This is a genomic window from Kineococcus esterisolvens, assembly GCF_050871405.1.
GTDB lineage: Bacteria > Actinomycetota > Actinomycetes > Actinomycetales > Kineococcaceae > Kineococcus.
In genome coordinates, this window is the sequence record NZ_JBJLRI010000044.1 from 24,985 (window position 1) to 37,506 (window position 12,522).

The following is a 12,522-nucleotide window of genomic DNA, read 5'->3' on the forward strand; positions in this document are numbered from 1 at the left end:
CCTGCGCGGCGGGGGGAGGATGGAGGACGTGCCCACCGACCTCGCCGCCGCGCTGTCCGACGTCCGCACGCTGCTGCTGGACGAGCAGAACCTCGTGCGGGCCGTGGCGGCGGGGCGACGGCGCGGGGTGGAGCCGCCCGAGCACGAACGCGTGGAGGTGCGGCCGGTGGCGCTGCGCTCCGGGGCGCACCTGCAGGTCCTCTCCCGCAGCGGGCCGGTGGTCAGCACGCGCAACGTGCCCGCCGGTGAGGCCGCGGAGGCTGTGGACGCCCTGCTCGCCCTGCCCTACGGCAACTGGCACGTGGAGACAGCGACGGAGACGCTGCAGCTGCGGGTGACGAAGAAGGGCGAGGCGCAGGTCCACCGTGCCGCCCGCGCCGGCGGTGCCCCGGCGGGCCCGCAGGCCCACGACCGCGCCAAGCAGCGCCTGGTGGACCCCGACGACCCGGTGTTCCGGGTGCTGGGCGCCGGTGGGGACAAGCGCCGCCAGGTGGAGGCGTTCGTGCGTCAGCTGGCACCGCTGGCGCCGGGGGTGCTCGAGCAGGCCGGCCCGGTGGTGCGAGCGGTGGACCTCGGCTGCGGCAACGCCTACCTGACGTTCGCCGCGCACCGGTGGCTGTCGCAGCGGGCCGGCGAGCGCGGCCGCGAGCTGCGCACCGTCGGCGTCGACGTGCGCGAGGACGTGCTGGAGAACAGCAGGCGGGCGGCCGGCGAGGCCGGGCTGGCGGGGCTGGGCTTCGAGCGCGGCAGCATCGCCGCGGCCGAGCCGTTCGCGCCGGGCGAGCGCCCGGACGTCGTCCTGGCGCTGCACGCCTGCGACACCGCGACGGACGAGGCGCTGGCGCGGGCCGTGCGCTGGGGCGCGCCGCTGGTGCTGGCGGCGCCGTGCTGCCACCGGGACGTGCAGCGGCAGATCGCGGCCGGCGGCGGGCGCGACCCGCTGGTGCGGCACGCGATCCTGCGCGAGCGGTTCGCGGACGTGCTCACCGACGCACTGCGCGCGCTGGTGCTGCAACTGCTGGGCTACCGGGTGGAGGTCGTGGAGTTCATCGACTCCGCCCACACGCCCCGCAACGCGATGCTGCGCGCGGTGCGGACGGGGTCCGCACCGCGCGCCGAGCACCTCGCGGAGTTCGACGAGCTGCGCCGGCGGTGGGGCGTGCAGCCCGCCCTGGCGGCCGCGCTGGCACCGGAGCTGGACGCGGTGCGTTCAGCCCCGGCCGCGGACCCGGCGGCGGGTCGGGCGGATCAGGCCGCGGTGTAGGTGAGGCACTTCGTCCCACCGGAGTCGGAGGTGCCGACGTCGATGGCCGGGGCGGTGCACGTCAGGTCCGAGTTGTGCTTGCAGTCGGCGAGCTGGCAGGCGCCGACGTGGCCCTCGGGGGCGTTCTTGTGCTTGGTGGGCAGCCCCAGGAAGGTGCCGCAGTGGTTCGCGCCGTGGTCGCCCACGGTGATCGTCGGAGCGTGGCAGGACACGTCCGCGTTGAAGGTGCACCCGCTGACGGAGCACTCGTGGATGGGGGTCAGGTCCAGGTTCACGGTCGCCATGCCTTCGACCATAACGCCGGGAGGCATTTCCCGCCACGAAGGAACGCCTTTCTCGAGGCCTCGCGGAAATAGCTAGGTGAGGCATTCCTTCGTGGCCAGGTGAATGTAGGTCAGGCTTTCCTGATCCGCTCGGCGACGTGGTCCACGCACCGGGTCAGCGCCCGCACGTCCTCGGGCTCGACGGCCGGGAACAACCCGATGCGCAACTGGTTGCGACCCAGGCTGCGGTAGGGGAAGACGTCCACGACGCCGTTGCGGCGCAGCACCTCCTGGAGCTGCACGCTGTCGATCGAGGGGTCCAGGTCGACGGTGGCGACGACGGTGCTGCGCGCCGCCGGGTCGGCCACGAACGGCGTGGCCCACTCCCGCTCCGCGGCCCAGCCGTAGACGACCGCGGCGGATTCCGCGGTGCGCCGCGCAGCCCACTGCAACCCCCCCTGCCCCAGCAGCCACTCCACCTGCTCGGCGAGCATCACCAGGGTCGCCACGGCGGGAGTGTTGTACGTCTGGTCCTTGCGGGAGTTCTCGACCGCGGTGCGCAGGTCCAGCGACGGCGGCACCCACCGCCCACCCGCCCCCAGCTCCTCGGCGCGCTCCAGCGCGGCCGGCGACAGCAGCGCGATCCACAGCCCGCCGTCGGAGGCGAAGGACTTCTGCGGCGCGAAGTAGTAGGCGTCGGTCTGCGCGACGTCCACGGCCAGACCCCCCGCCCCGGAGGTGGCGTCCACCAGCACGAGCGGCCCGCCCTCGGCCGGGGCGGGCCCGTCCGGGCGGCGCACGGGGGCCACCACGCCGGTGGAGGTCTCGTTGTGCGGCCAGGCGACCGCGTCCACGCCGTCGGCGACCCGCCCCAGCCGCGGCAGCGTGCCGGGCTCACCGCGCACGACGACCGGCTCGGCCAGGAACGGCGCGCCGGCGGTCACGGCGGCGAACTTCGAGGAGAACTCCCCCAGCACCAGGTGCTGGGAGCGTTCACGCACCAGGCACAGGGCGGCGACGTCCCAGAAGGTGGTGCTGCCGCCGTTGCCGAGCACCACCTCGTAGCCCTCCGGCAACGAGAACAGCTGCGCCGCGCCCTCGCGCACGCGCCGCACGAGGGACTTCACCGGCTCCTGGCGGTGGCTGGTCCCCAGCACGGTGCGGCCGGCGCGCACCAGTGCGTCGACCTGCTCGGGGCGGACCTTGCTGGGGCCGGAGCCGAAGCGGCCGTCGGCGGGCAGCAGGTCGGCGGGGATCTGGACGTCGGGCGCTGGGCTCACGGCCCCGATCCTCCCGCACTCACGACCCCGGCCGCGCTCGTGCCCGCACCCGGGAGGTGCCGCTGGCCGCAGCGGTGCAGGGTGGAGGGGTGGACGACCCCTTCGACCTGCAGCGCTTCGTCGACGCCCAGGAGGGCACCTACGAGCGGGCCCTGGCCGAGCTCGGCGCCGGCCGCAAGAGCTCGCACTGGATGTGGTGGGTGTTCCCGCAGGTGGCGGGCCTGGGCAGCAGCCCCACCTCGCGGCGCTTCGCGGTCTCGGGGCTGCCGGAGGCGCAGGCCTACCTGGCGCACCCGGTGCTGGGCCAGCGGCTGCGCGAGTGCGCGCGGGTCCTGCTGGACGTCCCCGGCGACGACCCCGTGGCGGTCCTGGGGGAGGTGGACGCCGCGAAGCTGCGCTCGTCGATGACGCTCTTCGCGGCCACCGACCCCGAGGAGCCGACGTTCGACGCGGTGCTGGAGCGGTTCTTCGGCGGTGAGCGCGACGGGCTGACCGAGGACCGGCTGGGCTGAGGCGCGGGGGCGACGGCGCTGCCGGACAGACCCCACTCGGCAACTCTACGTAACTACTTGACTACCTGCGGCTAAATAACCGCCGGGACGCCTCGCGTTTCGTCCACACCCTCCCCACAGCCAGGTCCTGCGTGGTAGCAATGCGTAAGTCCTTCCACAGCAGACCTTCAGGTGGGCTCCGCGATGCGACACGACGATGTGCACCACCACCCCCCGACGGGGACCGGAGGAACGTCTCGAACTCGCGCGGCCGCACCGCGCCACCCGCCGGACCGCCGCACGAGATCCCTCGCCCGGCTCCCGCCCCACCACCCTCCTCGTACGGCGCCGGGTCCACCGGCCGGCGACGGCACCTCGACCCCGCACCGCCGAGGAGCAGCGCGGCCCCCGGGAGCCGGGTCCTCCGAAGAGAAACGGAACCCCTCACGATGAGCTCCGACCAGGCGAACCCGATCCGCAAGCTCGTGGTGGCCCCGCACTGCGACGACGAGGTGCTGGGGTGCGGGGGACTGCTCGCCAAGTACGCCGAAGACTGCGGAGTCGTGGTCCTGGCCCAACCCGACCCCTTGCGCCACAAGGAGTTCGAGGAGGCGCGCGACGTCCTCGGATACCCCGCCTCGTGGTTCCTGGACCTGCCCGACGGCTCCGTGGGAGCCGACATGACGACCCTCGTCGGGATGATCGACCGCATCATCGACACCTGCCGCCCGGACGAGATCTACCTGCCCTTCCCCTCTCTGCACCAGGACCACGTGGCCGCCTACGAGGCGGGCATGAGGGCGTCGCGCATGGCGATGGGAACGCGCCACTGGTTCACCCCGACGGTGCTGGTCTACGACGTGGCGGCCTACGACCTGACGCTGTACCCGACGAACCTGCTCTGGAACTACTTCGAGTCGCTGACGGAGGACCAGGTCGACCGCAAGGCCGAGGCGTTCGCCTGCTACCAGTCGCAGGTCGCCTCCGGACCGCACGCGTGCAACGAGCTGAAGGCCACCGCGCGTTCGCTCGGCAGCCAGCGCCAGACCACGTTCGCCGAGCAGTACGCCCTGGTGAGGACGATCCGGTGACCACCACCGGCGACTGAAGGAACGGGCCGCGGCGCGGGGGCGCCACGGCGACGCCGAACGGACCACCCCGGCGACGGAATCGTCCCGCTGCCGGCTTCGACGTGCACCGAGCCGAGAACTTCTGCACTTCCAACGGGGGAAAAGTGATCGTCGCCAGCCACCAAGCCGATCTCCTGCCCTACTCGGGCTTCTGGTACAAGATGGCGAAGGCCGACTTGTTCGACCTGAAGATCTTCGACCAGTTCGTCGACCGCGGCTACCAGCGCCGCGTGAAGATGCGCGGATCCTGGGCATCGCTGCCCGTGACGGGCAAGCACAAGTACGCCCCCATCTGCGAGGTGCGGATCGACCCGGCGGAGTCGCCGAAGGCCCTGGCCCAGGTGATCCGTGGCCGCTACTGCGGATCCAGGAACTGGGACAAGTACGGCCCCATGCTGGTGGACACCATCCTCTCGATCCAGACGGATCGCCTGTGGCACTTCAACGTGGAACTGATCCTCCTGGTGCGGGACGTCCTCGGCATCCGCACTCCGCTGTCGGTCAGCGTGCCGACGGAGGGCGGCGGCAGTGTGGGCCTGGTGAGCGTGCTGAAGACCTACGGGAACCCGACGTACCTGTCGGGGACAGGCGCTCGCGCGTACATGGGCGACTGCCGCGAGTTCGACGAGGCCGGCATCCCCGTGATCTGGTCCCCGCACGAGCCCGTGACGGGGGACTCGATCCTGTCCGTGCTCATGGACTACGACGACCCGATGGAGGTCGTCCTGGCCGAGCGAGAGGTGGCGACGGCATGAGCCGCGTCGTGGTGGTGGGTCTGGGGTACGTGGGGTTGCCGCTGGCCGTGCGGGCAGCGCAGGCGGGGCACCGGGTGTTCGGCCTCGACCTGGACCCCGCGAAGATCGAGGCGCTGCAGGCGGGGCGCACGTACGTGGAGGACGTCACGAGCGGGGAACTGCAGGACGTCCTCGCGCGGGGCCGCCTCGACGTCTCCACGGAACCGGCGCCGAACATGCTGCACTTCGACGTGGGCGTCATCGTGGTGCCGACCCCCTTGCGCAACGGTGAACCGGACCTCTCCTGCGTCGAGGCGGCGGGTCGCACGCTGGGCCGCTTCCTCCGGCGAGGCGGCACGGTCGTGCTGGAGAGCACGACCTACCCGGGGACGACGGAGGGCCTGCTGTCGGAGGTGCTGGAGGAGGAGAGCGGCCTGAGCGCCGGCCGGGACTTCCACCTGGGGTTCTCCCCCGAACGCATCGACCCGGGGAACAGGGTCCACACGCTCGTGAACACGCCGAAACTGGTCTCCGCCACCACCGCAGCGGGGCTCACCGCCGTCGAGGCGTTCTACGACACCGTCGTGGAGCAGACCGTCCCGGTGAGCAACCCCCGCACCGCGGAGATCACCAAGCTCTTCGAGAACATCCAGGCCAACACGAACATCGCCCTCATCAACGAGATGGCCGAGCTCTGCCGGCTGCTGGACATCGACGTCTGGGAGGTGGTGGAGGCGTCGATGACGAAGGGGCACTCGATGGCCCGCTGGACACCCGGCCCCGGCGTGGGCGGACACTGCCTGCCGATCGATCCCATGTATCTCGCGTGGCTCGCCCGCGAGGAGCTCGGCCGGCCGTTCAGGTTCGCGGAACTGGCGCAGCAGGTCAACGAGGAGCGTCCCGTCCTGGTCGCGGAGCGCGCCGTGGAACTCGTCCGCAGCAGCGGCGGGGACCGCGTCCTGGTGCTGGGTACCGCCTACAAGCCGAACGTCGGCGATGTCCGCGAGAGCCCTGCGATCGGCGTGGTCCGCGAGCTGCAGCGTCGCGCGCTCGACGTGACGGTGGTGGACCCCCACGTCGACCGGTGGTCGCTGACGCCGGTCCTGTCCCTGGAGGAGATGATCCCCTCACTGCCCAACTTCGACCTCGTGGTGCTGGTGACGGATCACGACGACTTCGACTACGAGAAGGTCGTGTCGGAGGCGCGCCTGGTGCTGGACTGCCGGAACGCCGCCCCGGCGTCGAGCAACGTCGTGCGCCTGTGAGGTTCCGCGAGCACGCGACCGTCCTGGTCACCACGCTGTTCGCCGCCCTCGTGTGCCTGCCCGCCGCGGCGCACGGAGCGCCGGCGGACGATCCGACGGGCGAACCGTGGGCGCTCCCCGCGGGGGACACGGTGGTGTCGCTGACGTTCGACGACGGGCTGCGGAGCCAGGAGGTGGCCGCCCGGATGCTCGCCGACAAGGGGATGCGTGCGACCTTCTACGTCAACTCGTCGAGCATCGGGTACCCGGCGTACCTCACCGTGGAGCAGCTGAGCGGCATCGCGGCGGAGGGGCACGAGATCGGCGGGCACGGCCTGGACCACGAGGACCTCACGGCGGTCCCCCTCAGCGAGGCCCGTCACCAGGTCTGCGACGACCGTGCGACGCTCGCAGCGCTCGGCTTCGACCCGCGCAGCTTCGCGTTCCCGTACGGCGCGTGGAACGCCGACGTGCGGCGAGTGGTGCAGGAGTGCGGGTACAGCAGCGCGAGGATCTCCTCCGGGCTCCACGAGTCCGCCGAGGACTGCGGCGCCTGCCCGGAGGCCGAGGACCCGGCGGCCATGGACACGTGGCGCATCCGGACCGGCGACACCGCGTCGACCCCCGAGCTCCTGCGACGACGCGTCGTGCAGGCGGAGCAGTCGGGCGGCGGGTGGGTGCCCCTGGTGCTGCACCACGTCTGCACCTGCCCGGACCGGGGCACCACGGCGATCAGCCCGAGCGACTTCGCCGCCTTCGTCGAGTGGCTGGCCACCCGGGGGCCCGGTACGCGCGTCGCCACGGTGGACGAGGTCACGGGCGGGCACCTGCGTCCCGTGGTGGGCACCCCCCTGCAGCGGCTCGTCGACCCCGGGGGCGGCGACGGGCGCACGCGTGCGGTGGCGTTCACGGTCGCCGGCCTGGAGATCAGCCAGTCGAACGTGATCGCGGCGGGGCTCGTGGTGGCCGGAGGGACGTTGACGGCATACCGGTTCGGCACGAGGAGCAGGCGCTATGCGCAACGCACGCGGTAGGCACGTCCGCACCCGCAGGAACGGCGTCTCCCCGTCGTCCGCGTCGTTCCCCGCGCAGCGACGCTCCCGGACCGGTCTCGGCAGGCACGCCGGGGGGCAGCGGCCCCGGACCGCGGGGGGGCCCGCGGCGCGGACCAGCGGCAGGAGCCGGCCGCTGCGGGGGCGCCGTCGCGCGCTGGCCCTGGCCTCGCCCGCGCTGTTCCTGGCGTACGTGCTGTGGAGCTACATCGGCTGGGCGTCGATGGACGTCGCCTTCCTCATCGTGTTCTTCGCGCTCAACGCCGCCCTGGTGACCTGTTTCCTGCTGTCCGGGACGTTCTGGCGCAGCTTCTCGCACCTGAACGCCGCGCACGGCAGGGTGCTCTGCGTCGTCCCGGTGTACAACGAGGAGGACCACCTCGTGCACGCAGCGGTGCGCGCCCTGCTCCGGCAGACGATCCTCCCGGACCAGATCCACGTGGTGGACGACGGCTCGGCCCGCCCGCTCCAGACCTTCGACGACCCGCTCGTGACGTGGCACAGGACCCCGAACGCCGGGAAGCGCCACGCCCAGGCGCACGTGCTGCGGATGTTCGCGCCCCGGGAGTGGGACTACGTGCTGACGGTCGACTCGGACTCGGTGCTGGACGACGACGCGCTGGAACGCATGCTCGAGGCGATGAGCGACGAGAGGGTGCAGGCGTGCACCGGGATGATCCTCATGCGGAACTGGAACGTGAACTTCCTCACGCGCCTCACGGACATCAACATCGTGACCAGCTGCCTGCTGTTCCGCACGGTCCGCTCCTGGCTGGGCATCGTGTCGCCGACGAGCGGCGCCATAGCCCTGTACCGCTCCGCCGTCATCTACGACAACCTCGACGACTACGTCACCTCGGGAACGGCCGGTGACGACAGGCGCCTGTCGTTCTACGCGCTCCTGAGGGGGCAGGTCGTCGGGGTCAGCGAGGCGGTCGTGGAGACGCAACTGCCGACGACCTGGGAAGGTGCTTTCCGCCAGCGCATGCGCTGGTCCAAGTCGGCGTGGCTGGGCACGGGTTTCGTCTGGACCAACCTGCGCTGGCTCGTGGTGGTCTTCTACACGTTCCCCCTGGTGTTCGCCCTCCTGTGGCCCGTCGTGGTGACGCTGCTGATCACGCTGTCGCTGCGCTACGGGAACCCGGCGCTGCTGTACGGGATCCTCTACTGGGTGATGTGCTCGGTGACGCAGACGGCCGTCTACGCCGTGTACCGGCCGGACTTCACGTGGGTGCAGCGCCTGCAGCAGTGGGCGCTCTCCCCCGTGTACCCGGTCTTCGGCCTGGTGATCCTGCGGCCGGCCGCCTACGCCGCGCTGACCAAGCTGCGCTCGACGAGCTGGCACACCCGCGAGGTGGTGCTGCCGGACGCCGGGGCCGGCGCGGCCGTCACCACCCCGGCCCCGCACGCCTCGGCCCCGTGATCCGGGCGGGGCGGCCGGGCGGGGCCTGACGAGGACCCCGCCCGGCCGGGCCCCGGGCGATGTCCCCCACATCGCTCAAGGCGTGAGGTGCCCACCCCGACACGTAGTCCATGACTACTTCGGGTCAGCTTCTCTCGACTTCCTCCAACGTCTCGCGCCGCGGCTTCCTGACCTTCCTGGGGATCGGCGCGGCCACCGCGTCGCTGACCTGCACGCCGCCCGCGAACGCCGCGGCGGCCGGCACGGCGAACTTCCGCGCCGTCATCACGAGCATCCCCGGCCTCAAGCACTACTACCCGCTGGACAGCGCCAGCAAGGCGCGCGACGTGGTCGGCGGGCTCGACGGCACCGCGCACGGCAGCGTCGCCTTCGGCACCCACGCCCGCTTCGACGGCAAGAGCTACATCGAGATCCCCGACCACGACGACTTCTCCGTGGTCACCCGGGGTGCCCTGACGATCGTCGCCTTCAACACGATCGACGACTGGCGGGGCGCCGGCGGCTCCGAGTACGTGCACTGGATGGGCAAGGGCTCGGCCGGCTCCCACGAGTGGGTCTTCCGCCACTACGTCAAGGGCGGCACCGGCGAGGCGAGCAGCCGTCAGTACCGGACCAGCTTCTACCACTTCAACACCTCGGGCGGCCTCGGGGCGGGCTCCTACTTCCAGGACCCGGACGCCGCCGGGACCGAGCGCATGGTGACCGGCATGGCGGACACGTCCACCATCTCCATGTGGAAGAACGCGCAGCAGCGCGACTCCGACCCGATGTCGGGCTACAGCATCAAGCCGGGCAACGGCCGCGCTCCGGTGCGCCTGGGCACGCGGGACATGTCCACCGGCTTCCTGGTGGGCCGCCTGCGCCGCGTGGCGTTCTTCGACCGCAAGCTGACGCAGGCCGAGCTGAAGAGGATCTACGACGCGCGCAACCTCCCGGAGTCCGGCTCCACCTCGACGGCCCCCGTCGCGCCGGTGGCCCCGGTAGGTCCGGCGACCCCGTCGGCGAACGGCGCGCTGGTCGTCCGCTCCAGCACCGGCGCCACGTACCCGCTGAAGGGGTTCAACGTCTCCCGGACGGCCGACTCGCTCGTGGCCTACACGAAGGCGGGCTCCAGCACGGGCACCAACCAGTACGGCACCGAGGTCGTCGTCCGCGACGGTCGCGTGGTCAGCGTCTCGCGGAGCAAGCCGGGGATCCGGGTGCCCTCGGGGTCGATCGTGCTCAGCGGCCACGGCAAGGCCCGCACGTGGCTCGACGCGAACGCGAAGGTCGGCGCCTCCCTGGCCGTCCCGCGGCCGTAGTTCGCTGCCCGCCCGGGCTCCACGCACGCGGTACGGTGAGGCGTGCGTGGAGCCCGGGCAGCTCTGGTCGCGGGGCCCGCCGCGCTCGTGCTCCTGCTCGTCGGGGCCCTCTCGTGGTCGCCCGACCGCGGTGTCCAGGAGCTCTACCCCACGCTCCCGGGCGGCATGCGCTGGAACTCCGCGTGGGACGAACCGCGCAGCTTCGGCAGCGAGGACCCGCAGGACCCGTGGTTCGCCACGGACGGTTCGGGGTCCTACGCGGCCGCTGACGGTGAGCTCGCCGTCAGCGGCGCCGCCCCGCGCATGTACGTCCGCGACCCGTCGCTGCAGGAGCAGTGGGGGGACGTCGAGGTCACCGCGTACTTCATGCGCCGTTCGGACGAGGGGGTCCCCTACGCGGGCATGACCGCGGTCGCCCGCTCGAACCACGGGGTGACCGGTCGCGTGGAGGACCACCCCTGCGACAGCCGCGGCTACGGCGCACGCATGCGCTACGACGGCTTGATGGACTTCGAGAAGGAGACGGCGCACCCCGCGAACGAAGCGGCGTCCAGCAAGGTGCTGTGGCCCGGCGGCATGCCCCGCGACGTCTGGTTCGGCTACAAGTTCGTCGTCTACGACCTCCCGGACGGCGACGTCAAGCTGGAGCTGTGGCTGGACACCTCCGGCGGGGCCGGCGGCGGCCGCTGGCGCCTCGTCAACGAACTGGTGGACGACGGTCGCGTGTTCGGCGAGGAGGCGTGCGCCCCCGGGATCGACCCGATGATGCCGCTGACCGCCTCACCGGACCGTCCCGGGTCCGAGTCGGGCAAGCCGAACATCAGCGTGTACTTCCGCAGCGACGGCGTGGGCGACCGCGGCCTGCTCTACAAGTGGAGCAGCATCCGGGAGATCTCACCTCCTCGCGGGGGGTGAGGCGCGGGCCGCGCGGGCCGCTCAGACCAGCAGGCGGCTCCAGACCGTCTTGCCGCCCGGGCGGGTCCTCACGCCCCACTCGTCGCTGAGGACGTCCACGAGCTGCAGCCCCCGCCCGTGCGCTGCGCCGGGCGAGGCCCTGCGCATCTCGGGGGTGCCCGGGTCGCCGTCGCTGACGGAGATGGTTACCCCCTCGGCGCCCTCGCAGTCCAGCGCCAGCCGCACCGGGGGCTTGCCGTGGAGCACGGCGTTGGTCACCAGCTCGGAGACGATCAGCTCGGCCTGGGGGCGCAGCAGCGCGGCGTGCTCGACGCACCAGTGGTCGTCGAGGAAGCGGCGCGCCCGCCGGGCGGCGCCGGCGTCCGCCGCGAGGGTCACCTGCTCCGTGGGGAGGGACTCGCACACCCGCGCCATCCTGACCGACGCGGCGTCGGCCCGCCCGGTGGGACGCGGCGGGCCGACGGGGGTGCGAGGGCTCAGACGCACTCCTCGAAGCGCTTGCGCACCAGCCGCAGCACGTCGTCGGGGTCCTCGCCCCACCAGCGGGTGGAGAGCACCTCGACCTCGACGGGACCGTCGTAGCCGGTGCCGGCGACCTGCCGGGACAGCCGCGGGAGGTCCATGAGGCCGTCGCCCATGACGCCGCGGTCCGTCAGGAGGTCCGACGTGCCGGCCAGCCAGTCGGAGACGTGGTAGCCGAGCACCTTGCCGGTGGCCCGGTGCAGCTGCTGCTCCAGCGCCGGGTCCCACCAGACGTGGTAGGCGTCCACGACGACACCGAGGTGGCCGGGGTGGGCGGGCTCGAGCTCCTCGACGAGGTCGAGGGCCTGGGCGAGGGAGACCACGACGGAACGGACGCCGATCATCATGGGGTGCAGCGGCTCGATGCCGAGCCTCACGCCGGCGGCGGCGGCGTGCGGCAGCAGGGCGGCGATGCCGTCGCGCACGCGGGCGCGTGCGCCGGGCAGGTCGGTGTCGTGCAGGGCGCCGCACACGAGCACGAGGGTGTCGGCGCCCAGCTCGGCGGCCTCCTCCACGGCCCGGCGGTTGTCGTCCAGGACGCCGGCGGGGTCGGCGGCCGGGTCGGTGAACATGCCGCCGCGGCACACGGAGCTGACGTGCAGACCGGCGTCGCGCACGAGCCTCGCCGCGCGGGGCAGGCCGGCGGCGGCGATCTTGTCGCGCCACAGGGCGATCGCCCCGATGTCGTGGCGCTCGCACCCGGCGACCGCCTGCTCCAGGGACCAGGAGTTGACGGTGATCTGGTTGAGGCTGAGGCGGCGGGGGTCCACGGGCTCGCTCCTTCGCGGGCTGGAATGCGCTTTCCGCCGAGCTTGCCACAGCCCGCCCGCACGGGTCAACGACCCGCGGGCGCACGGCCCCGCACGCACCGGCGCCCCCGGCCCCGCTGTCGGGGGCCGGGGG

At 72.6% G+C, this 12,522-nt stretch carries 13 protein-coding genes; 9 read left to right on the forward strand and 4 right to left on the reverse strand.

Going from position 1 to position 12,522, the window contains the following annotated elements:
- The first annotated feature begins 28 nt into the window (after positions 1–28).
- Positions 29–1,264, forward strand: coding sequence for a class I SAM-dependent methyltransferase (locus ACRYR8_RS13970; protein ID WP_432483180.1), 1,236 nt, complete (start codon positions 29–31; stop codon positions 1,262–1,264).
- On the opposite strand, the gene ACRYR8_RS13975 is transcribed toward ACRYR8_RS13970, so the two are convergent.
- Together ACRYR8_RS13975 and serC are read right to left on the reverse strand one after the other, a co-directional pair.
- A complete protein-coding gene (locus ACRYR8_RS13975; RefSeq protein WP_432483182.1) occupies positions 1,249–1,548 on the reverse strand; it encodes a DUF1540 domain-containing protein in 300 nt (99 codons plus the stop codon). The two genes, ACRYR8_RS13970 and ACRYR8_RS13975, sit on opposite strands and share 16 nt — an antisense overlap.
- A 110-nt stretch (positions 1,549–1,658) precedes the next feature.
- Positions 1,659–2,807 carry a phosphoserine transaminase gene (serC, locus tag ACRYR8_RS13980; RefSeq protein ID WP_432483184.1) on the reverse strand — a complete coding sequence of 383 codons (1,149 nt, stop codon included), beginning with the start codon at positions 2,805–2,807 and terminating at the stop codon, positions 1,659–1,661.
- Positions 2,808–2,896: 89 nt separating this feature from the next.
- On the opposite strand from serC, the gene ACRYR8_RS13985 reads away from it, so the two are divergent.
- The 8 genes from ACRYR8_RS13985 (at position 2,897) to ACRYR8_RS14020 (ending at position 11,097) form a co-directional block, all read left to right on the forward strand.
- The gene (locus tag ACRYR8_RS13985; RefSeq protein WP_432483185.1) at positions 2,897–3,319 is read left to right on the forward strand and encodes a DUF1810 domain-containing protein; all 423 of its coding nucleotides are present in this window, start codon (positions 2,897–2,899) and stop codon (positions 3,317–3,319) included.
- Positions 3,320–3,747: 428 nt separating this feature from the next.
- On the forward strand, positions 3,748–4,389 hold the full coding sequence (locus ACRYR8_RS13990) for a PIG-L deacetylase family protein (RefSeq protein ID WP_432483186.1): 642 nt from the start codon (positions 3,748–3,750) through the stop codon (positions 4,387–4,389).
- A gap of 101 nt (positions 4,390–4,490) precedes the next feature.
- The gene (locus ACRYR8_RS13995; RefSeq protein ID WP_432483188.1) at positions 4,491–5,183 is read left to right on the forward strand and encodes a WbqC family protein; all 693 of its coding nucleotides are present in this window, start codon (positions 4,491–4,493) and stop codon (positions 5,181–5,183) included.
- Positions 5,180–6,427 carry a nucleotide sugar dehydrogenase gene (locus ACRYR8_RS14000; RefSeq protein ID WP_432483190.1) on the forward strand — a complete coding sequence of 416 codons (1,248 nt, stop codon included), beginning with the start codon at positions 5,180–5,182 and terminating at the stop codon, positions 6,425–6,427. The genes ACRYR8_RS13995 and ACRYR8_RS14000 overlap by 4 nt, the downstream gene beginning before the upstream one ends.
- The gene (locus tag ACRYR8_RS14005) at positions 6,424–7,440 is read left to right on the forward strand and encodes a polysaccharide deacetylase family protein (protein ID WP_432483192.1); all 1,017 of its coding nucleotides are present in this window, start codon (positions 6,424–6,426) and stop codon (positions 7,438–7,440) included. The genes ACRYR8_RS14000 and ACRYR8_RS14005 overlap by 4 nt, the downstream gene beginning before the upstream one ends.
- Positions 7,421–8,881: a glycosyltransferase family 2 protein gene (locus tag ACRYR8_RS14010; RefSeq protein ID WP_432483194.1), complete on the forward strand. Its 1,461-nt coding sequence runs from the start codon at positions 7,421–7,423 to the stop codon at positions 8,879–8,881. The genes ACRYR8_RS14005 and ACRYR8_RS14010 overlap by 20 nt, the downstream gene beginning before the upstream one ends.
- 110 nt (positions 8,882–8,991) lie before the next feature.
- Positions 8,992–10,182: a twin-arginine translocation signal domain-containing protein gene (locus ACRYR8_RS14015; RefSeq protein ID WP_432483196.1), complete on the forward strand. Its 1,191-nt coding sequence runs from the start codon at positions 8,992–8,994 to the stop codon at positions 10,180–10,182.
- 42 nt (positions 10,183–10,224) lie between these two features.
- A complete protein-coding gene (locus tag ACRYR8_RS14020) occupies positions 10,225–11,097 on the forward strand; it encodes a hypothetical protein (RefSeq protein ID WP_432483198.1) in 873 nt (290 codons plus the stop codon).
- Between the two features lie 21 nt (positions 11,098–11,118).
- Here the strand turns inward: ACRYR8_RS14020 and ACRYR8_RS14025 are convergent, their stop codons facing one another.
- Positions 11,119–11,511 carry an ATP-binding protein gene (locus tag ACRYR8_RS14025; RefSeq protein WP_432483200.1) on the reverse strand — a complete coding sequence of 131 codons (393 nt, stop codon included), beginning with the start codon at positions 11,509–11,511 and terminating at the stop codon, positions 11,119–11,121.
- A 62-nt stretch (positions 11,512–11,573) separates the two neighbouring features.
- Positions 11,574–12,389 carry a sugar phosphate isomerase/epimerase family protein gene (locus ACRYR8_RS14030; protein WP_432483202.1) on the reverse strand — a complete coding sequence of 272 codons (816 nt, stop codon included), beginning with the start codon at positions 12,387–12,389 and terminating at the stop codon, positions 11,574–11,576.
- Positions 12,390–12,522: the final 133 nt, after the last annotated feature.

Excerpts from the sequence above, each read along its gene's own strand:
- ACRYR8_RS14015 (WP_432483196.1), top strand. The coding sequence starts at position 8,992 with ATGACTACTTCGGGTCAGCTTCTCTCGACTTCCTCCAACGTCTCGCGC.
- ACRYR8_RS13975 (WP_432483182.1), bottom strand. The coding sequence starts at position 1,548 with ATGGCGACCGTGAACCTGGACCTGACCCCCATCCACGAGTGCTCCGTC.
- ACRYR8_RS14000 (WP_432483190.1), top strand. The coding sequence starts at position 5,180 with ATGAGCCGCGTCGTGGTGGTGGGTCTGGGGTACGTGGGGTTGCCGCTG.
- ACRYR8_RS14010 (WP_432483194.1), top strand. The coding sequence starts at position 7,421 with ATGCGCAACGCACGCGGTAGGCACGTCCGCACCCGCAGGAACGGCGTC.
- ACRYR8_RS14025 (WP_432483200.1), bottom strand. The coding sequence starts at position 11,511 with ATGGCGCGGGTGTGCGAGTCCCTCCCCACGGAGCAGGTGACCCTCGCG.
- ACRYR8_RS13990 (WP_432483186.1), top strand. The coding sequence starts at position 3,748 with ATGAGCTCCGACCAGGCGAACCCGATCCGCAAGCTCGTGGTGGCCCCG.